The following is a 20,584-nucleotide window of genomic DNA, read 5'->3' as shown; positions in this document are numbered from 1 at the left end:
GCTTTTGCGCGGGCGGCCGATCGGCCGCAGCGCTGCCGCCCCGCCTGCCCGAAATAGATCGCGCCAGGCGTAGAGATCCTTGCGCAGCACCTTCAGCTCGTCTGAAAGCGCCCTTATCCGCTCGCCCGCCAGAATGCGGCGAACCGCCTCAAGCTTGAACTCTCGGCTGAAAACACGGGGTGATTTGTTGGGCATAGGTTCTCCGTTAGAGAACTGTCCCTAATTTCCCGTGTCTCACTTTTGGGGTGCACTCCAGTCGCACGCAGGTCGACTGGCCCCGGATTTCGCTTCGCTTCATCCGGGCTACAACGTAGCAATTACCCGCCGGCCCAGACGTCGAGCACGTAGCGGTTCCCTGTGCCCATCTCCTCGATCCAGCGCGCGGCAGCGTCGGCGTCGGCTCCAGTGCGTTCGCGATAGATCGACATCAACGTCGCCTTGACGTCGGGTTCCATCTTGCCGCCATCGCCACAGACATAGACGATCGCGCCCTTCTCGATCAGCTCCCAGACGCGATCCTTCTGCGCGGCGACGAGATGCTGCACGTAGGTCTTCGGCCCGTCGGCGCGCGAGAACGCGATGTAGAGCTCGCTGATGCCATCGGCGGCGAACGCCTTCAGTTCGTCCGCATAGATGAAGTCCTGCTCCGGATGGCGGCAGCCGAAGAACAGCATCGCGGGGCCCAGCGTCGCGCCCTTCGCCTTGCGCGCGGCGCGCTCCTGCAGGAAGCCTCGGAACGGGGCGAGGCCCGTGCCCGGCCCGATCATGATGATCGGGACAGTGTTGTCGTCAGGCAGGCGGAAGCCGGCCTTGGTTTCCTTGATTGTGGCATGGACGGTGTCGCCGGCGCGGCGGCGCGCCAGATAGTTCGAGCAGACGCCTTTATAAATGCCGCGACCCGAGCTTGCAGGTGCTTCCACGACACCAACGGTGACGCTGCAACGCTGCGCCGCGACGGCCGGCGACGACGAGATCGAGTAATAGCGCGGCGCCAGCAGCGACAGCATTTCGAGGTAGAGGTGGAACGGCAGCTCGCAGGCCGGATATTCCTCGAGCAGGTCGAACACCGATTTGCGCTTCGCCAGCACCTCGGCGCGATAGCGCTCGGCCGCGGCCTCGTCGTCGCCGACATAGGCCACCAGCTTCGGCTTGGTCACCGGGCAGCGGGTGTGCTCGGCCATGATCTGGATCTGCTTGCGGGTCGCGACCTGCTGCAGTTCGACGAACTCGGTGAGCAGCCGCCCGACCGACACGGCGTTGCCGACCGGCAATTGCGCACGCCGGCCCTCCGAGACTTGCAAACGGATCTGGTCGGCCGGCAGGAAGCCGAACCGACGCGCGACGGAATCGACCAGGGTCGGATCGTTGCGCGGCACCACGCTGAGATGGTCGCCGACGCGATACTTCAGGCTGGCCGGCAGTTCGACCTCGATATGCCGGGTCAAGCGCTCCGACGGATGGGCACCTTCCTTGTTCTGCAGCTCGTTGTTGGCGAGCACCTTCATCGGCACCGCGCCGCCCTGCGTCACGATGGTGTTGACCGCGCCCTGCGCCACCGGCTCGATCGCATAGAGCGGTTCGTCCTCGGCGGTGCGAGTGAAATTCCAGTCGATGCCGAATTCCTTGGTCGCGACCTTCGCGGCCTCCGGAAACCATTTCTGGAACTGGCCGTCGAGATCGCTGCGCGCATCGCCCTCGCCGCGCGGATAGACGGCGCGGGCGCCATGCTTGGTCAGCTGCTCGTCGATGAAGCGCGGCACCGACTGGTAGGTCGCGGCCCAATCGCTGTTGCCGCAGCCGAACACGGCGTAGCGCACCTTGGCGAAGGCGTCCTTCGGCAGGTCGCTCTCAAGCCATTTGACGAACTGCGTCGCATTGTCGGGCGCCGCGCCATTGTAGGAGGCGCAGATGATCAGGACACCGCCCTCCTCCGGCAGCTTGCCGACATAGTCGTCCAGCGGCCCGAGCCGTACCGCGAAACCATTGATCTCCGACAGATCGGCCATCCGGGTCGCCAATTCCTCGGCCGAGCCGAGGTTGGAGCCGTAGAGCACCAGCATCGGCGTGTTGTGGCCGGGGCGCGTGGTCGGCGCGCGCGGTGCCTTCGGCGCAGCCGCAACCGCGCTCGTGCTGCCGGCGAACGCGCCGCGATCCCTGTCGTCACGCGGCCGCACCTTGATCCTGAAGCCTTCGGGCTTGATCGTCAGCGTCTCTTTCAGGTGCATCTGGTAGCGATGCACGTCGAGCAACTTGAAGCGCTGCAGGATCATGCCGATCGCGAGCGCCGCCTCGTGCATGGCGAAGCCGCGCCCGATGCAGGCGCGCTGGCCGTTGCCGAACGGCTTCCAGGCATTGATCGGCCGCTTGGCCTCCGCCTCGCGGCTGAAATTCTCCGGATCGAACGCGTCGGGGTTCGGGCCCCAGACCGAGGGATCGCGATGCAGCGCCATCACCAGCACGGTGATGAAGGTGTTCTTCTTCAGCTTGTACTTGCCGCCGATCGTCTCGTCGTTGAGCGGAGCGATGCCGTAGGCCGGCGCCGGCGGCCATAGCCGCAGCGCCTCCTTCAGGCACTGGGTGATGTAGGTGAGCTGCGTCACCTGCTGATAGGTCGGCCGCGCATCGAGGTCGGGACCAAGCACACGGTCGACCTCCTCATAGGCCTTCTTCAGCACCTCGGGATGTTTCAGCAACGCATAGATCGTGCACGACAGCAGGCCGGAGGTGGTCTCGTGGCCGGCGATCAGGAAGGTGTTGATCTGGTAGCGGATGTTGACGTCGTCGAGCTGCTCGCCGGTGGAGCGGTCGACGCCGGTCATCATCGCCGCCAGCATGTCCTTCTTGTCGCTGGTCACGTCGGTGTTGCCGCGTCGCTCGGCGATGATCTCGTCGACCATCTTGTTCATGAAGGCGACGTCGTCGGCGAGCGTCTTGCGCCGCTTCTGCATCCAAAGACCCTCGAGCGGCAGGCCGCGGGTCATCATGATGGTCTCGAGCGAGCGCACCAGCGATTCCACGAAGGGATGGTAGTCGCGGCGATAGAACGAGTTGAAGCGATAGTCGAAGCCGCACAGCCCGATGGTGTCGAGGGTGAGCGCCGTCATGTCGTGGACGACCTCGATCTCCTCGTCGGCGTTGAGGCGCTCCCATTTCTTGACCAGCTGCTCGGCGATATCGACCATGCTCGGGTGATACGACTGCATGGCGCGGTTGCCGAACGGCTGCATCAGGATGTTGTGCGCCTTGCTCCAGTTCGGCTCCTTGGTGTCGGCGGTGAACAGCCCGTCGCCACCGACCGCGCGCACCCGGCGCAGCGAGCCGCGCACCGCCTTGTCGAAGCGCTTCTCATCGGAGAGCTCGTCGACCAGATCGTGACCGGAGACGATCACGAGCGGCGCGCCCATCATGTCGAGCCAGAAGATCGGTCCGAGCTCCTTGGAGAGCTTGACCAGATGCTGCACCGGTGCGTTCGAATCCAGCGACAGCATGTTGCCGACCACCGGCTTCGTCGGCGGATGCGGGATCGGACTCAGTCTGTTGCCGGATGCCATTGTCGAAGTGCCCCCTGCCTTGCCTCTCAGCCGTCATTGCGAGCGAAGCGAAGCAATCCATCGTGCCGCAAGCGGATAGAATGGATTGCTTCGTCGCTTCGCTCCTCGCTATGACGGCCAGAAATTACCCAAATCGCTTTCTGCGCCACTCGATCAGCTTGGCGCTGACCTCGTCAGGCTTTTCCTGCTGCGTCCAATGGCCGCTGTCGCGGACAAGGTATTTTTCGAGATCCGGCACCAGTCTCTCCATGCCGTCGGCGGCCGAGGGCGGCAGCACCGCGTCATTCTCGGCCATGATCATCAGCGACGGCACCTTCACGTGATGGTCCAGCCCCGCCGATCGTTCCCAGTTGCGGGTGAAGTTGCGATACCAGTTGATGCCGCCGGTGAAGCCGGTTTTGGTGAAGGTGTCGACGAACACCTTCTTCTCTTCGGCCGACAGGATCGGCGTCCGCGGATCGTGCCTGGCGTCGTAATTCGCGATCATCTGCGGGAACGCCAGATTGAGCCGCGCCGAGGCGCCGGCGCCGGCGATCGGCTGTTCGGGCGGCGCATCGGCGGCGCGCGGCGCCGGCTTGCGCATGAAGGCATCGAAGGTCTGCTCGACCCGGCTGCCGAAAATCCGGTCCGGCTCGCGTGCCGGGTCCTGGAACTGGACGATGTACATCTGGTCGCCGAAGCGCTGGCGGAACAGCGCAATCGGATCAACAGGCGCGCGGTCCAAATGCGGCGTGTTGACGCCGACGACGCCGGCGACCCGCGACGGATGCCTCAGCGGCATCTGCCAGACGACGAAGCCGCCCCAGTCGTGGCCGACGAAGATCGCCTTGTCGATCTTGAGGTGGTCGAGCAGGCCGACGAGGTCGCCGGTCAGGTGCTCCATGTCGTAGGCTTCGACCGGCTCCGGCCGGTCGGTCGCGCCATAGCCGCGCTGGTCCGGTGCGATCACCCGGATGCCGGCCTCGCCCAGCGCCTTGATCTGGTGACGCCAGGAAAACGCCAGTTCGGGCCAGCCGTGGCACAGCACCACGGGCGGTGTGTCGGTCTTGGGGCCTGCTTCGTAGAACCCTATGCGGATGCCGTTCGTCTCGGCAAACTGCAGCGGTGGCATGTCGATCATGGACAGGTCTTTCTATTCGGCCGCGCCCTTGATGTCGGCAGGCGGGGGCGCAAACGCCGCCTCGAGTGCATCGAATTCGAGCGGCAGCATGTCGCACATCACCTGCACATGCGGAATGATGTTGGCACCGACGATGAAGCCGAAATCGAGCTGATCGCGGTAGCTCTGCACGGTGATGTTGAGCGCAATCCCGTGCGTCGAGATCGAGACCGGGAAGATGTGCAGCAGCTCTGCGCCCGCCGCGTACAGCGTCTGCCGCGGCCCCGGCACGTTCGACACAGTGATATTGGTCGCCGGCGGCAGCACGTTCGACAGGTCGGAGCGGCTGTAGAGCAGCGCCATGATCTGTACCAGGATCGGCGCGCCCAACAGGGAGATGTTGGAGACCTGCGGCACCAGGGCACGCAGCGGATGCGACATCTCCTTGGATTTGGTGGACTGCGCGATGATGGTTTCCAGCCGCTTCTTCGGGTCCTCGACGTCGGTCGCGATCGAGCAGACCATGCCGAACACCTGGTTGTTGGATTCGGCGTTGCCTTCCTCGCGCAGCGAGATCGGCACGCCGGCCGTCAGCGACTTGTTCGGCAGCGCACCCTGGCTGATCAGATAGCGCCGCACCACGCCCGAGGCGAGCGCCAGCACGACGTCGTTGAGCTTGCCGCCCGATACCTTGGCCAGCGCCTTGGCGCGCGACAGCGAGATCGAGGTGCCAGCAAAGCTGCGCTCGGACGAGATCGCCTTGTTGAGGATGGTCGGCGGCGAGGACATTGCCTGCAGGCTCTCGCGCGACCGCGGATCGGCGACCTTGGCGACGACGTCGGAAAGGCTCTTGAGCACGGTCGGCATGGAGCCTGCGAACTTCACCGCGCTCTCGATCTGGAACATGGCGTTGTCGAACAGGATCGAGCCGAGGTCGCTCTTGCCGGAGCGCGGCAGCTCCAGGCTCTTTTGCGCGGCGGCGGCCGCCTCGAACGGCTGGGTCCAGAGCTGCTGATAGGCGTCGATCAGATTGGCCGCGATGTCGCGCGGCTCCTGCGCGACCTTCTTCGCGCTCGGCGGCGCGATCTGCCGCGGCACCGGCGTGAGGTCGTAAATCATGCTGGTCAGCGCCGCGCCGGCGCCGCCGTCGATGCAGGCGTGGTGCATCTTGGAGTAAAGCCCGATCTCGTTGTCCTTCATGCCCTCGAAGACATAGAACTCCCAGAGCGGGCGGGCGCGGTTCAACAGCTTGGCGTGCATCCATCCGACGATGCGCTCCAGCGTGGCGCGATCGTGCGGTGCGGGCAGGCTGGCGCGGAAGATGTGGCGGTCGATGTCGAACTGGTCGTCCTCGACCCAGGAGGGGTGGTCGATGTCGAGCGGCGCCTTCTGCAGGCGCGACTTGAGGATCGGCGCGATGTGCAGCCGCGAGGCGATCATCGCCTTGAACTCCTCGAAGAAGTCCCCCTTGTAGCCGTCGGGCAGGCGGAAGATCGCCATGCTGCCGACATGCATCGGCATCTCCGGCGTTTCCAGATACAGAAACGATGCGTCCAGCGAGGACAGCTTCTTGGCGTCGCTCATGATCTCCTCCCGAGAGCCAACTCACGCGGGCGCCTTGGCGGCGCTTCTCGCCGTTAGGATAGTGCCTGTTCTGCCGGCCCATAAGCAATGCCAAAGGGGCCCGAGCGGTCAAAATGCCGGAACTCCCCTTCCGGCTGCGCCAGCCGGTCCGCAATCGCCCACAGCGCCGCGGGATTGACGCCGAGGCCGAGATGGCTGGCGAGATGCACCTCGATGTTCTCGGCGGTCGCCGACGGCCGCACCCGCGAGGTCCGCCAGTTCACGATGCCGTCGGTGCGAGAATAGATCGAGGTTGCCGGCACCGGCATGTCGCCGGCGATCGCCGCGCGAATCTCGGGGATGTCGTCCACCTGCTCGCCGGACAGCAGCTCGTACAGCCGGGTCGCGTTGGTGGCGCGGATGTCGTCGGCGAACGGACTGCCCAGCGTGATGATGGAGCGCACCAGTTCCGGCATCTGCGACGCCAGGTCGCGCGCATAGACGCCGCCGAGGCTCCAGCCGATGATCGAGACCTTGCGCCCGGACGCCTCATGGACCCGCTTCAACAGGTCGCGCAGCGCAGCCCGCCGGCTGGAGATTCCGCCAAGATTGCGGCCCATGTTCCAGGCGTAGGCGTCATAGCCGAGCTCCTTCAGATAGCGACGCATCGGCGCCATCGACAGATCGCTGGCGAGGAAGCCGGGCAGCGCCAGCACCGGATGACCGTCGCCCTTCGGCGCCTGCATCAGCAGCGGCGACAGCAGCAGGCTCGAATTCAGCTCGAGCACGCCGCGCGCTTCCGCCAGCATCAGAAATACGCTGGGTGGGCGCAATCGGCGTTCGGCCGCATCAACGCTCCCTTTCGCGGCCACCACTATTTCTTGTCCTTCTTGCCCATGCCGCCGAGGCCGGCCATCGTCACGAACATGTCCTGGAAGCGCTCGGCGAGCTTGGGATCGAAGGTGAACCAGCTTTGCATCAATGCTTCCGGCGAGACTTTCTCGATGTTCGACAGCATCTGCTGCTGCAGCCTGTCCATGACCGCGTTCTGCATCGGTGCCACGTCCGGCAGGCCGAAGAACTGTCGCGCTTCAAGGGGCGTGCAATCTATCTCGACGTTGACTTTCATTTCCGCCTCCTCAAATGCGCCTTGTTCGCCTTGGCGCGTCGCAGTATCGCCGGGACCGGGTCCGTCGCGCAAGCGAGCCGTATCCGCCCCGATCTATAGTCGGCCTCAATCATCCGTTATGGTCAACCAAACCGTTTGGAGCGACCGGCCCGAACTGGGCTCGCCGGCGATCATTCGGCGACCGGCAAGCGGCACGCCGAAAGTCGCATGTCACGCGCCCGCGCTGGCCGCCTACCCTCATATCGCATTCATTGCGCTGCACCCGCGCGAGGCGATTAACCCTTTGGGAAATCGCGCTTGCGCCGTCGGTAAACTCTGGCAACATGCATCAATAATACCAGCCGGACAAAGCAGCCGGCGGACAAAAACGGGGACGCGGGATCACATGTCGGTACGTTGGAGTTTGTTTGCGGCGACTGCCGTCGCGCTGGTCGCCTTTGCCTTGCCGGCATCGGCTCAGACGCTGAAATATGCCAATCAGGGTGAGCTGAAGTCGCTCGATCCGTACACCCTGAAGGAGACCACGACGATCGCGCACCACGCCCACGTCTACGAAGGCCTCACCGCGCGCGACAAGGACCTCAAGATCATTCCGGCACTGGCGGAAAGCTGGGAGACGCTGACCCCGACCAAATGGCGCTTCCATCTGCGCAAGGGCGTGAAATTCCACAATGGCGACCCCTTCACCGCCGACGACGTGCTGTTCTCCGCCGACCGCGTCCGCGCCAAGGGCTCCAACTTCCTCAGCAACGTCCCGGCCGACGCCAAGTTCACCAAGGTCGACGACTACACCGTCGACGTGACGCTGGACTCGCCCAATCCCATCCTGACCTCGCAATGGGATAGCTGGTACATCATGGACAAGAAGTGGTGCGAGGAGAACAACTCGGTCGCACCGACGCCGGCCTCCGCTACCACGCCGAGCTACGCGGCGCTGCACGAGAACGGCACCGGCCCCTTCACGATCGAGAGCCATCAGCCCGGCGTGAAGACCGTGTTCAAGGCGTTTCCGGATTATTGGCGCAAGGTGGAGCACAATCTCAAGGAGATCATCTTCACCCCGATCGGCTCCGACGCCACCCGCGTCGCCGCGCTGCTCTCGGGCGAGGTCGACGTCATCGAGCCGGTTCCGCTGCAGGACATCCAGCGCGTCAATTCCAGCGGCGTCGCCACCGTGATGACCGCACCCGAGATCCGCACCATCTTCATCGGCATGGATATGGCCCGCGACGAGCTGCTGTATTCCAACGTCAAGGGCAAGAATCCGTTCAAGGACATCAGGGTTCGCGAAGCCTTCTACAAGACGATCGACGTCGACCTGATCAAGACCCGCGTGATGCGCGGCATGTCGACGCCCTCGACCCTGATGATCGCGCCCGAGCTCTATCCGCTGTCGAAAGAGTTCACCCGGCCGAAACTCGATCCGGACGGTGCCAAGAAGCTACTGGCCGACGCCGGCTATCCGAACGGCTTCGAAGTCACGATGGATTGCCCGAACGACCGCTACGTCAACGACGCCGCGATCTGCCAGGCGGTGGTCGGCATGCTGGCCCGCATCGGCGTCAAGGTGAACCTGTTGGCGCAGCCGAAGGCGCAGTATTTCGGCAAGGTGCTGAAGCCCGGCGGCTACCAGACCTCGTTCTTCATGCTGGGCTGGACGCCCGCGACGTCGGACTCGCACAACGTGCTGCACGACATCCTCGGCTGCCGCGACGATCCGAAGGATTCGACGAGGGGCGAAGCCAATCTCGGCGGCTATTGCAACAAGGAGGTCGATGCGCTCACCGACAAGGTGCTGGTCGAAAGCGACACCGCCAAGCGCGACCAGCTGATCAAGCAGGCCTACGAGATCGTCATCAAGGATTACGGCTACATTCCGCTGCATCAGCAACCGCTGGTGTGGGGCGTGTCGAAAAAAGTCAAATTGACCCAGCGCGCGGACAACCAGGTGCTGCTGTACTGGGCGACCAAGCAGGGTGAATAGTGGTTGCAGCGAATTGGGTCCCGGAAGCGCAGGCTTCCGGGACTTCGCGTTTTCCGGTCGCGCAAAGCCGCGCGCCAAATGTCAATAGCAGTGAAAGGTAGAGATGCTCGCGTTCACTCTTCGCCGCTTCCTGCAGGCGATCGGCGTCATGCTTGCCGTCGGCGTCATCGCGTTCGCGATGTTCCGCTTCGCCGGCGACCCGGTCAACCAGATCGTCTCGATCGACACTTCGGCCGCGCAGCGCGCCGAGATCCGGCACTCGCTCGGCCTCGACGATCCCGTGCTGGTGCAGTTCGGCCGCTACTTCATCAATGCGCTGCAGTTCAAGTTCGGCGTGTCCTACCAGTTCCGCCTGCCGGTCTCCTCGCTGCTGGCTGAGCGCATGCCGGCGACGCTGGAGCTTGCGATCGTCGCCACCATCTTTGCGATGGTGGCCGGCATCCTGATGGGGGTCTATTCGGCGCTGCGCCGCGACACCATCCTCGCCAGATTATTCCAGGCGGTATCGCTGATCGGCATTTCGCTGCCGACATTCCTGATCGGCATCCTCCTGATCTATCTGTTTGCCGTGACCTTGGGCTGGCTGCCCTCCTTCGGCCGCGGCGAGGTGGTGAAGCTCGGCTGGTGGTCGACCGGGCTGCTCACCGTCTCCGGATGGAAGGCGATCATCATGCCGGCGATCACGCTCGGGCTGTTCCAGATGACCCTGATCATGCGGCTGGTGCGCGCCGAAATGCTGGAGGTGCTGCGCACCGACTATATCCGCTTCGCCCGCGCCCGCGGGCTGACCACCCGCGCGATCCATTTCGGCCATGCGCTGAAGAACACCCTGGTTCCGGTGATCACGGTGGCCGGCCTGCAGTTTGGCTCGGTTATTGCTTTCTCGATCATCACCGAAACCGTGTTCCAGTGGCCGGGCATGGGGCTTCTGTTCGTGCAGGCCGTGCAAAACGTCGATATCCCGATCATGGCCGCGTATCTGTTGATGGTCTCGCTGATCTTCGTCACCATCAATCTCGTGGTCGACATCCTCTACACCGTGGTCGATCCGCGCCTGCGCTCGACCGTCGGCCGCGCCGCGTGAGGGGCTGACCGATGTCCGACGCCGTCGTCCCCCATCGCAGCGAAGGCCACCAGGCACCTGCCGGCTGGTTCAGGCGCGCGCTCGACAGCGACATCTTCTATTCGTTCCGCCGCTCCAGGCTGACGATGGTCGCCGCCGCGATCACGCTGCTCTTCTTCCTGCTGGCGATCTTTGCGTCCTGGCTTGCGGTGCAGAACCCGTTCGATCCGGCACAGCTGCAACTGATCAACTCGCGGATCGCGCCGCTGTGGACCGCCGACGGCCAGAGCCCGTTCCTGCTCGGCACCGACGAGCAGGGCCGCGACGTGCTCTCCGCGATCCTCTACGGCCTGCGCATTTCGCTTGCGGTCGGCATTGCCGGCGTGGTGTTCGCCGGCGCACTCGGTATCGCGCTTGGGCTGGTCGCCGGCTATTTCGGCGGCGTGGTCGACAGCGTGATCATGCGGATCGCCGACGTCCAGCTCACCTTCCCGGCGATCCTGATCGCCCTGCTGGTCAACGGCGTCGCCAAATCGCTGCTCGGCAACCGGCTCGACGAGATGAGCACGCTCGGCGTGCTCGTGATCGCGATCGGCCTCAGCTTCTGGGTGCAATATGCCCGCACCGTGCGCGGCTCGGTCATGGTCGAGAAGAACAAGGACTATGTCGCGGCGGCGCAGCTGATCGGCCTGCCGGCGCCGAAGATCATGTTCCGCCACGTGCTGCCGAACACCATGGGACCGATCCTGGTGATCGCCACCATCAACCTCGCGCTGGCCATCATCACCGAGGCGACGCTGTCGTTCCTCGGCGCCGGCATGCCCGACACCATGCCGTCGCTCGGCACCCTGATCCGGATCGGCAACAACTATCTGTTCGCCGGCGAATGGTGGATCGTCGCCTTCCCGGGCATTGCGCTCGCCGGCCTGATCCTCTCCATCAACCTGCTCGGCGACTGGCTGCGCGACGCACTCAACCCGAAGCTCCGATGACCCAACCCGTTCTTTCCGTGCGTAACCTCGAGGTGGAATTCGTCACCCGCCGCGCCACCTTGCGCGCCATCAACGGCGTGTCGTTCGAGATCGCCAAGGGCGAGGTGCTCGGCGTGGTCGGCGAGTCCGGCGCCGGCAAGTCGGTCACGGGCCTTGCCGTGATCGGGCTGATCGATCCGCCCGGCCGCATCTGTAGCGGCGAGATCGAGCTGTCGGGCACGCGGATCGACCATCTTCCGCCGGAAGAAATCCGCCGCGTCAGGGGCAAGCGGATCGGCATGATCTTCCAGGATCCGCTGACCAGCCTCAATCCGCTCTACCGGATCGGCGACCAGATCATCGAGACCATTCGCACCCACACCAACTTGAGCGAAAGCGCCGCGCGCCGGCGCGCCATCGACCTGTTGGCCGAGGTCGGCATCCCTGCGCCGGAGAAGCGCATCGACGGCTACCCGCATGAATTCTCCGGCGGCATGCGCCAACGCGTCGTGATCGCGCTTGCGATCTGCGCCGAGCCCGAGTTGATCATCGCCGACGAGCCGACCACCGCGCTCGACGTCTCGGTGCAGGCGCAGATCATCGCGCTGATCAAGCGGCTCGGCCGCGACCACGGCACCGCCGTGATGCTGGTGACCCACGACATGGGGGTGATCGCCGAGACCTGCGACCGCGTCGCAGTGATGTATTCCGGCCGCATCGCCGAGATCGGCCCGGTGCAGGAAGTGGTGCGCAACCCGCTGCATCCCTACGCCAAGGGCCTGATGGGCGCGATCCCGACGCTCGCGGGCGAGGACAAGCGCCTCGTCCAGATCCCGGGCGCGATGCCGCGGCTGTCGGCGATCCCGCCGGGCTGCCCGTTCAATCCGCGCTGTGCGTTCGTCTTCGATCGCTGCCGCGTCGAGCGCCCCGAGCCGATCCGGCAAGGTGACCAATCGGTCGCCTGTCACCTGTTCGAGCCGGCGAAGGAGACCGCGGCATGAACGGGACCTTGATCGAGGTCAGGAACCTGCGCCGCATCTTCGACGTCTCCAAGCCATGGCTCAACCGGGTGATCGAAGGCGGCCATCTCGAATTCCTGAAGGCCGTCGACGGCGTCAGCTTCGACATCAAGCGCGGCGAGACGTTTGCGCTGGTCGGCGAATCCGGCTCCGGCAAGACCACGGTCGCACGCATGGTCGTTGGCCTGCTGCCACCGAGTTCGGGCGAAGTCGTCATCGACGGCATCTCGATGACCGATCCGCGACAAGGCCAGGCGCGCCGCCGGCTGCGCCGGCGCATCCAGATGATTTTCCAGGACCCTTATGCGAGCCTCAATCCACGGTACCGAGTCGCCGCTATCGTGGCCGAGCCGATCCGCGCCTTCGACCTGATCGAGGGCGAGCGCGACATCAAGGCCCGGGTCGGCGAATTGCTGTCGCTGGTCGGTCTGCACCCCGACGACGGCCAAAAATTCCCGCATGAGTTCTCCGGTGGCCAGCGCCAGCGCATCGCGATCGCCCGCGCGCTGGCGTCGGAGGCCGAGTTCATCGTCTGCGACGAGCCGACTTCGGCGCTCGACGTCTCGGTGCAGGCGCAGATCCTCAACCTGATGCGCGATCTGCAGGACAAGTTCGGCCTGACCTATCTCTTCATCAGTCACAATCTGGCAGTCGTCCGCCACATGGCGAGCCGGATCGGCGTGATGTATCTCGGCCGCATCGTCGAGATCGCCGAGGGCCGGAAATTGTTCGAGAACCCGCGGATGCCCTACACCAAGATGCTGCTCGGCGCGGTTCCGGACCTTGCGATGTCCGGCCGCCAGCGCATCCCGGTCAAGGGCGAGATTCCGAACCCGATCGATCCGCCACGGGGCTGCGCGTTCAATCCGCGCTGTCCCCTCGCCTTCGATCTCTGCCGCGAGAAGGCGCCGGAACTGATCGACGGCGTCGCCTGCCACGCCGTCAACAGCCCCGCCGCCGCCGTTCCGGCATGATCACGCGGATGGGAGCGGCCATGTCCACCAAGCGGTTGGCATACCAGCCCGCCTGTGATCAAGTGCGCGCGCGAGGAGACCCGTCGAGAGACCCTTTAGAGACCCAGCCGGAAGCGCAGCATGAGCAACGTCAATCCCGATCCGTTCACCACAAGGCCCGAGATCGAAGGCACCTTCGGTGTCGTCACCTCGACGCACTGGATCGCGACCGCGGTCGGCATGGCGGCATTGGAGAAGGGCGGCAACGCCTTCGATGCCGGCGTTGCGGCGGCGTTCACGCTGCAGGTGGTCGAGCCGCATCTGAATGGCCCAGGCGGCGACGTCCCGCTCATCGTGCACGATGTCAAGCGCGGCAAGACCGAAGTGATCTGCGGCCAGGGACCGGCGCCGGCCAAGGCGACGATCGCGCATTATCGCAGCGAAGGCCTCGAGATGGTGCCCGGCACCGGCTTGCTCGCGGCGTGCGTGCCCGGCACGTTCGAAACCTGGATGCTGCTGCTGCGCGACTACGGCACATTGAGGCTGCGCGACGTGCTGGAGCCCGCGATCGGCTATGCCCGCGACGGCCATCCGCTGGTCGAGCGCGCCTCCGCCACGATCAAGACCGTCGAGCAGCTGTTCCGGAAATACTGGAGCACCTCGGCCGAGGTCTATCTGCCCAATGGCGAGGTGCCGAAGCCCGGCACCATGTTCACCAACAAAAAGCTTGCTGAGACGTACGCTCGCATCCTGACCGAGGCGGAGAGCGCGGGAAGTGACCGCATCGCGCAGATCGAGCGCGCGCGACAGGCCTGGTCGAAGGGCTTCGTCGCCGAGGCGATCGACAGGTTCTGCCGCACCCAGGAGGTCATGGACGTCTCCGGCTCGCCGCATCGCGGCGTGCTGTCGGCCGACGACATGGCGCGCTGGCACCCGACCATCGAGGCGCCGCTGACCTATGACTACGGCCGCTACACCGTGCAGAAGTGCGGCGTCTGGAGCCAGGGTCCGGTGATGCTGCAGCAGCTCGCGCTGCTGAAGGGTTTCGAGCTCGACGGGCTCGATCCCGCAGGCCCCGACTTCATCCATCTGCAGATCGAAGCCGCCAAGCTCGCCTATGCTGATCGCGAGACGTTCTACGGCGATCCGAAGTTCACCGACATCCCGATCGAAACGCTGCTGTCGGATGCCTACAACAACGAACGACGCAAGCTGATCTCGAAGGACAAGGCGTCGCTCGACTTCCGCCCCGGCTCGGTCGCAGGCTTCGGCGGTGTCGTGAAGCTGCGGCACGCGGAAGGACATCGCGAGGCGGTCGGCGCCATGGGCGCGGGCGAACCGACGGTCGGCCGGTTCGGCGAGGTACGCGGCGACACCGTGCATTTCGACATCATCGACAAAGCCGGCAACATGATCTCGGCGACGCCATCCGGCGGCTGGCTGCAATCCTCGCCTGTGATTCCCGAGATCGGCTTCTGCCTCGGCAGCCGCGCCCAGATGTTTTGGCTGGAAGAAAATCACCCGGCCTCGCTGGCGCCGGGCAAGCGGCCGCGCACCACGCTGTCGCCGACCATGGCGCTGCGCGACGGCGAGCCGTACCTCTCCTGGGGCTCGCCGGGCGGCGACCAGCAGGATCAGTGGATCACGCAGTTCTTCCTGCGCCACGTCCACGCCAGGCTCAATTTGCAGGAGGCGATCGACGCGCCGGCCTGGCACTCCGAGCATTTCCCGATCTCGTTCTGGCCGCGCACCTCGCGGCCCGGCGTGCTGGTGCTGGAAAACCGCGTGCCGAAACCGACCGTCGACGAATTGAAGCGCCGCGGCCATGTGGTGGAGATTGGCCCGGATTGGTCGGAAGGCCGCCTCACCGCGGCCTCGAAGGTCGGCCCCCGCCGCCGTGCCGCCGCCAATCCGCGCGGCATGCAAGGTTACGCCGCGGGCCGCTAGAGGTTTCGGATGACCTGGTCGATCATCGCCCGCGACAGCGCCACCGGCCAGCTCGGCATCGCGGTCGCGACGCGGTTCTTCGCGGTCGGCGCGCTGGTGCCGCACATCGCACCGGACATCGGCGCCATCGCGACACAGGCGCTGGTCAATCCCTATTACGGCATCGACGGCCTCGCGCTGCTGCGCGACGGCAACAGCCCGCATGAGACGATCGCGGCGCTGCTCGCGCCCGACAGCGGCCGCGAGAGCCGGCAGGTGCATGTCATGGACAGCAAGGGCCGGATCGCCGCCCACTCCGGCAAGGATTGCATCGACTGGTTCGGCCATATCGCCGGCGACGGCTTCTCGATTGCCGGCAACATGCTGGCCGGCTCCTCCGTGCTCGACGAGACCGCACGCGTCTATGCCGCGAACGAGAAGCTGCCGTTCGCAGTGCGGCTGATCAAGGCGATGTTCGCCGGTGAAGCAGCCGGCGGCGACAAGCGCGGCAAGCAATCGGCGGCGCTGCTGATCCACGGCACCGAGCAATGGCCGTTGCTCGACCTGCGGGTCGACGACCACGCCGATCCCTTGCGCGAGCTCGAACGGCTCGAAGCGGTCAGCCGTGAACACTGGGTTCCATTCCGGACCTTCATGCCGACCCGGGACAACCCGGCCGGAATCAGCGACCGCGCCAGGATCGAGGCCGGCATCGCAGCGGCAGCCAAGAGCCGCGCATGACCGCCGGCCCGCTGATCGAGATCGAGGGCCTGCGCGTCACCTTCCATGGTGACGACGGCCGCATGACGCATGCCGTCGACAGTGTCGATCTGTCCGTCGCGAAGGGCGCCACGCTCGGCCTGGTCGGCGAGTCCGGCTGCGGCAAGAGCGTCACTTCGCTCGCGATCATGGGCTTGTTGCCGAAGCAATCCGCCGCGGTCTCCGGCGCGATCCGCTTCGACGGCTTCGACCTGCTCGACGTGCCGGATGCGACGCTGCGCGACCTGCGCGGCAATCGCCTCGCGATGATCTTCCAGGAGCCGATGACCTCACTCAACCCGAGCTTCACCATCGGCGACCAGATCACCGAGACGATTTTGCGCCACCGCGGCGGCTCCCGGCGCGCGGCGCGCGAGCGCACCATCGAGCTGCTGCGCCGCGTGCATATCCCCTCGCCCGAGAAACGCATCGACGACTATCCGCACAAGCTGTCCGGCGGCATGCGCCAGCGCGTGATGATCGCGATGGCGCTGGCCTGCGATCCGCAGCTCCTGATCGCCGACGAGCCGACCACCGCGCTCGACGTCACGCTGCAGGCGCAAATCCTCGACCTGATGCGCGAGCTGAAGGCCGCGAGCGGGGCTGCGATCATCCTGATCACCCACGATCTCGGCGTCGTCGCGGAGGTCTGCGACGAGGTCGCGGTGATGTATGCCGGCGAGATCGTCGAGCGTGCCCCGGTGGATGAGCTGTTCGCTAACCCGCAACATCCCTACACGGTCGGCCTGCTCGGCTCGATCCCGCGGCTCGACCGCCGCACCAGCCACCTCGCCACCATCGAGGGCATGGTGCCGAATATGGCGAACCCGCCGACGGGCTGCCGCTTCGCGGCGCGCTGCCCGTTCGTGGAAGATGCGTGCACCCGGTTGCCGCCGCCGCTCGCGCTGCTGAGCGCAACCCACGCCTCGCGCTGCATCCGCGCCCCGCTGGAGCGGCTGGTGTCATGACTGCGCTGCTCGAGGTCGAAGGGCTGGTGAAGCATTTCGTCGCCGAACGTTCGGTGTTCGGCCGGCCAACCGCCCATGTGAAGGCGGTCGACGGCGTCAGCTTCACGGTCGAGGCCGGCAAGACGCTGGCGCTGGTCGGCGAATCCGGCTGCGGCAAATCAACCGTCAGCCGGCTGGTGCTGCGGCTGATCGAGCCGGACGCTGGCCGCGTCACCTTCGAAGGCCGCGACCTCGGCACGCTTGATGCCGCGCATTTGCGCGCGTTCCGCCGCGATGCGCAGCTGATCTTCCAGGACCCCTACGCCTCGCTCAACCCGCGCATGATGGTGAGCCAGATCCTGACCGAGCCGCTGGCGCTGCACAATCTCGTCCCGGCCGCAGACCGCCGCGCGCGGGTCGAAGAGCTGTTGCGTCTGGTCGGGCTCGAGCCGCGCTTTGCGCGCCGCTATCCCCACGAATTCTCCGGCGGCCAGCGCCAGCGCGTCGCAATTGCCCGTGCGCTCGCGGTCGAGCCGAAGCTGATCATCTGCGACGAGCCGGTGTCGGCGCTCGACGTCTCGATCCGCTCGCAGATATTGAATTTGCTGCGCGACCTGCAGGATCGCCTGAAGCTCGCCTACATCTTCGTCTCGCACGATCTCGCCGTCGTCAAGCACATCGCGGACCGCGTCGCCGTGATGAATCTCGGCACCATCGTCGAGACGGCGGAGGCGCAAGCACTGTTCGCCGCCCCGCGCCATCCCTACAGCCGCGCTCTGCTGTCGGCGATCCCGGTGCCGAAGCCGCGTGCCAAACGCAGCCGCATCGTGCTGGAAGGCGAGCTGCCGAGCGCGCTCAATCCGCCGACGGGCTGCCGCTTCCATACCCGCTGCCCCTATGTGGTCGCGCGCTGCCGCAGCGAAGTGCCGCAGTTGCGCGAAGATGGCACCGGATATGCAACGGCCTGTCACCGGACCGGCGAGCTGCCCGGCGCGGAGGCGATCGTGCCGTCCGACGGCGGATTCTCGCCGGCACTGGAAAAGCTGGTGGCGGCGTTCAATGCGGCGGAAGCCTCGGAGCGGCGTGGGGTTATTTCACAGGAAATAAAGACGTAGGAAATAAGGGGTTGGCGATGAGATTTTGGCGCTTGGCGGTCCTGATGGCGGCCCTCGTGACCTGGTGCGGAGCGAGTGCGCGTGCCGAGACGACGCTTCGCATCGGGATCGCCGAGGACCCCGACATTCTCGATCCTTCGATCGGGCGCACCTATGTCGGGCGCATCGTGTTTTCGGCGTTCTGCGACAAGCTGTTCGACATTGACGAGAAGCTGAACATCGTTCCGCAGCTCGCGCTATCCTACGAGAACTCGGCCGACGGCAAGGAGATGACGATCAAGCTCCGGCCGGGCGTCAAGTTCCACGACGGCGAACCATTCGACGCCGAGGCCGCCAAATTCTCGCTGGAGCGTCATCTGACACTGCCGGCCTCGTTTCGCAAACCGGAATTGGCGGCGCTCGACCATGTCGACGTCGTCGATCCCCTGACCATCAAGCTGGTGCTCAAGACGCCCTACTCGCCGCTGATCGCCCAGTTGACCGACCGCGCCGGCATGATGGTCTCGCCGAAGGCGGTGAAGGAGGCGGGCGACAAATTCGGGCTGCATCCGGTCTGCGCCGGACCCTACAAATTCGTCGAACGCGTGCAGCAGGACCGCATGGTGTTCGAGAAATTCGCCGACTACTGGAACAAGGATAACGTCTTCATCGATCGCATCGTGTTCCTTCCGATCGTCGATGCCACGGTGCGGCTCGCCAATCTGAAATCCGGCGGGCTCGACCTGATCGAGCGCGTGCTCGCCACCGATATCAAGGACGTCCGCGCCGACAAGCGGCTGGTGCTGTCGACGGCACCTGAACTCGGCTATCTCGGCCTCACCATCAACATCGCCAACGACAAGAGCAAGGGGCCGCTCAGCCAGTCGGAGAAGGTGCGGCAGGCGCTCGATCTCTCGATCGATCGCGAGGCACTCAACCAGGTCGTCTTCAACGGCGAGTTCACGCCGGGCAATCAGTGGGTCAGCCCGACGCATCCTTACTATCAGAAGACATTTCCGGTTCGGGGACGCGACCTTGCCAAGGCCAAGGCGCTGCTCAAGGAGGCCGGCGTCACCCTGCCGGTCGCCATCGACTACATGGTCCCTAAAGGGGCCGAGAACGAAGCCGTGGCCCAGGTCGTGCAGTCGATGGCGGCCGAAGCGGGCTTCGACATCAAGATCCGCGTGGTCGAATTTGCGACGACGTTCAAGCAGGCCCAGGCGGGCGAATTCCAGGTGTTCCAGATCAACTGGAGCGGCCGCATCGATCCTGACGGCAATTCCTACGTCTTCCTGCACACCAGGGCGCCGCAGAACGATGGCGGCTACTCCAACCCGGAAGCCGACAAGCTGATGGAAGATGCGCGGCTGATCAACGATCCCGCCCAGCGCAAGGCGATCTACGAGAAGATGACCAGGATCGTGCTCAATGACGAGCCGATCATCTATCTCTATCACCGCACGCTCCTGATCGCGCACTCCACCAAGGTCGAGGGATACCGGCAGATGCCGGATGGATTGGTGCGCGTGGTCGGGCTGAAACTGAAATGATCGCCACAGCGCAGCGCATGCGAGACCGACCATGCTGAACTTCCTCGCCAAGCGGCTGGTTCAGCTGGTCCCGACGCTGTTCTTCGTCTCGCTGCTGATCTTCTCGCTGCAACATCTGCTGCCCGGCGATCCGGCACTCGTGATGGCCGGCGAGGAGCGCGATCCGGCCGTCATCGAACAGATCCGCCAGCAATATCACCTCGATCAACCGATCCCGGTGCAATATGCCTATTGGGTCAAGGGCGTGCTGACGGGCGACCTCGGCGAGTCCCTGCGCAACAAGATGCCGGTGTCGAGCCTGATCGCGCAGAAGCTGCCGGTTACGATGCAGATCGCCGGCATGGCGATCGTGGTCGCCTTCCTGATCGGCATCCCCGCTGGCATCATCTCGGCGGTGAAGAAAGGCACCGCTTGGGATTACGGCGCCAATTTGTTCGCGCTGTGGGGTATCTCGACGCCGAATTTCTGGCTCGGCATCATGCTGATCTTCCTGTTCTCCGTCGAACTTGGCTGGCTGCCGGCCTCCGGCTATGTGCCGCTCACCGAAAACTGGCGCGCCAGCCTCGCCGCGTCCGTGATGCCCGCCTTCGTGCTCGGCAATGCGATCGCAGCGGTCCTGATGCGGCACACACGAAGCGCGATGCTGCAGGTGCTGGAGAGCGACTATGTCCGCACCGCACGCGCCAAGGGGCTGTCCGAGCGCACGGTGATCCTCAAGCATGCGATGCGCAATGCGCTGACGCCGATCATCACGCTCGGTGCGCTCGAGCTCGGCACGCTGCTGTCGGGTGCGGTTCTCACCGAGCAGATCTTCTCGATCCCGGGCTTCGGCAAGCTGATCGTCGACGCCGTATTCAACCGCGACTATGCGGTGGTGCAGGGCGTGGTGCTGACGACGGCGACGATCTACATCACGCTCAATCTGATCGCCGACATCGCCTACATCCTGGTCAACCCTCGGCTGAGGGGCTGACCG

The 20,584-nt window shown here is 65.2% G+C and carries 17 protein-coding genes; 11 read left to right on the top strand and 6 right to left on the bottom strand.

What is annotated here, in order from left to right:
* The 6 genes from AKN83_RS29855 to AKN83_RS29830 all read right to left on the bottom strand — a co-directional run.
* The coding region (locus AKN83_RS29855; protein ID WP_157113631.1) for a helix-turn-helix domain-containing protein at positions 1–195 on the bottom strand (195 nt) is incomplete at its 3' end.
* 122 nt (positions 196–317) lie between these two features.
* Positions 318–3,551 carry a bifunctional cytochrome P450/NADPH--P450 reductase gene (locus tag AKN83_RS29850; protein WP_050404548.1) on the bottom strand — a complete coding sequence of 1,078 codons (3,234 nt, stop codon included), beginning with the start codon at positions 3,549–3,551 and terminating at the stop codon, positions 318–320.
* Positions 3,552–3,675: 124 nt separating this feature from the next.
* Positions 3,676–4,671, bottom strand: coding sequence for an alpha/beta fold hydrolase (locus AKN83_RS29845; protein WP_050404549.1), 996 nt, complete (start codon positions 4,669–4,671; stop codon positions 3,676–3,678).
* Positions 4,672–4,683: 12 nt separating this feature from the next.
* Positions 4,684–6,234 (bottom strand): WS/DGAT/MGAT family O-acyltransferase, encoded by a 1,551-nt coding sequence (locus AKN83_RS29840; protein WP_050404550.1) that lies wholly within the window; start codon positions 6,232–6,234, stop codon positions 4,684–4,686.
* Between the two features lie 53 nt (positions 6,235–6,287).
* Positions 6,288–7,022: an alpha/beta hydrolase gene (locus tag AKN83_RS29835; protein ID WP_244522157.1), complete on the bottom strand. Its 735-nt coding sequence runs from the start codon at positions 7,020–7,022 to the stop codon at positions 6,288–6,290.
* Between the two features lie 65 nt (positions 7,023–7,087).
* Entirely contained in the window at positions 7,088–7,342 is a 255-nt protein-coding gene (locus tag AKN83_RS29830) for a DUF6489 family protein (RefSeq protein ID WP_050404552.1), read from the bottom strand.
* Positions 7,343–7,727: 385 nt separating this feature from the next.
* On the opposite strand from AKN83_RS29830, the gene AKN83_RS29825 reads away from it, so the two are divergent.
* From AKN83_RS29825 to AKN83_RS29775, 11 genes are all read left to right on the top strand, one after another.
* Positions 7,728–9,326 (top strand): ABC transporter substrate-binding protein, encoded by a 1,599-nt coding sequence (locus tag AKN83_RS29825; protein ID WP_050404553.1) that lies wholly within the window; start codon positions 7,728–7,730, stop codon positions 9,324–9,326.
* A 103-nt stretch (positions 9,327–9,429) separates the two neighbouring features.
* Positions 9,430–10,410 (top strand): ABC transporter permease, encoded by a 981-nt coding sequence (locus AKN83_RS29820; protein ID WP_050404554.1) that lies wholly within the window; start codon positions 9,430–9,432, stop codon positions 10,408–10,410.
* 11 nt (positions 10,411–10,421) lie between these two features.
* Entirely contained in the window at positions 10,422–11,381 is a 960-nt protein-coding gene (locus AKN83_RS29815) for an ABC transporter permease (protein WP_050404555.1), read from the top strand.
* On the top strand, positions 11,378–12,361 hold the full coding sequence (locus AKN83_RS29810; protein ID WP_050404556.1) for an ABC transporter ATP-binding protein: 984 nt from the start codon (positions 11,378–11,380) through the stop codon (positions 12,359–12,361). The genes AKN83_RS29815 and AKN83_RS29810 overlap by 4 nt, the downstream gene beginning before the upstream one ends.
* The gene (locus AKN83_RS29805; protein ID WP_050404557.1) at positions 12,358–13,353 is read left to right on the top strand and encodes an ABC transporter ATP-binding protein; all 996 of its coding nucleotides are present in this window, start codon (positions 12,358–12,360) and stop codon (positions 13,351–13,353) included. Before AKN83_RS29810 ends, AKN83_RS29805 begins: the two co-directional genes overlap by 4 nt.
* Before the next feature lie 120 nt (positions 13,354–13,473).
* A complete protein-coding gene (locus AKN83_RS29800; RefSeq protein ID WP_050404558.1) occupies positions 13,474–15,279 on the top strand; it encodes a gamma-glutamyltransferase family protein in 1,806 nt (601 codons plus the stop codon).
* A 9-nt stretch (positions 15,280–15,288) separates the two neighbouring features.
* A complete protein-coding gene (locus tag AKN83_RS29795) occupies positions 15,289–15,999 on the top strand; it encodes a DUF1028 domain-containing protein (RefSeq protein ID WP_050404559.1) in 711 nt (236 codons plus the stop codon).
* Positions 15,996–16,985, top strand: a complete 990-nt coding sequence (locus tag AKN83_RS29790) for an ABC transporter ATP-binding protein (protein ID WP_063695591.1) — start codon at positions 15,996–15,998, stop codon at positions 16,983–16,985. The genes AKN83_RS29795 and AKN83_RS29790 overlap by 4 nt, the downstream gene beginning before the upstream one ends.
* Positions 16,982–18,079, top strand: a complete 1,098-nt coding sequence (locus tag AKN83_RS29785) for an ABC transporter ATP-binding protein (protein WP_050404560.1) — start codon at positions 16,982–16,984, stop codon at positions 18,077–18,079. Before AKN83_RS29790 ends, AKN83_RS29785 begins: the two co-directional genes overlap by 4 nt.
* Before the next feature lie 17 nt (positions 18,080–18,096).
* Complete coding sequence (locus tag AKN83_RS29780; protein ID WP_050404561.1) at positions 18,097–19,608, top strand: ABC transporter substrate-binding protein; 1,512 nt, start codon at positions 18,097–18,099, stop codon at positions 19,606–19,608.
* Positions 19,609–19,639: 31 nt separating this feature from the next.
* Positions 19,640–20,581 (top strand): ABC transporter permease, encoded by a 942-nt coding sequence (locus AKN83_RS29775; protein WP_050404562.1) that lies wholly within the window; start codon positions 19,640–19,642, stop codon positions 20,579–20,581.
* Positions 20,582–20,584 lie beyond the last annotated feature (3 nt).

Source organism: Bradyrhizobium embrapense, from assembly GCF_001189235.2.
Lineage (GTDB): Bacteria > Pseudomonadota > Alphaproteobacteria > Rhizobiales > Xanthobacteraceae > Bradyrhizobium > Bradyrhizobium embrapense.
Note: the sequence above shows the minus strand (reverse complement) of the source record. Positions and strands in the feature narration are given on the sequence as shown.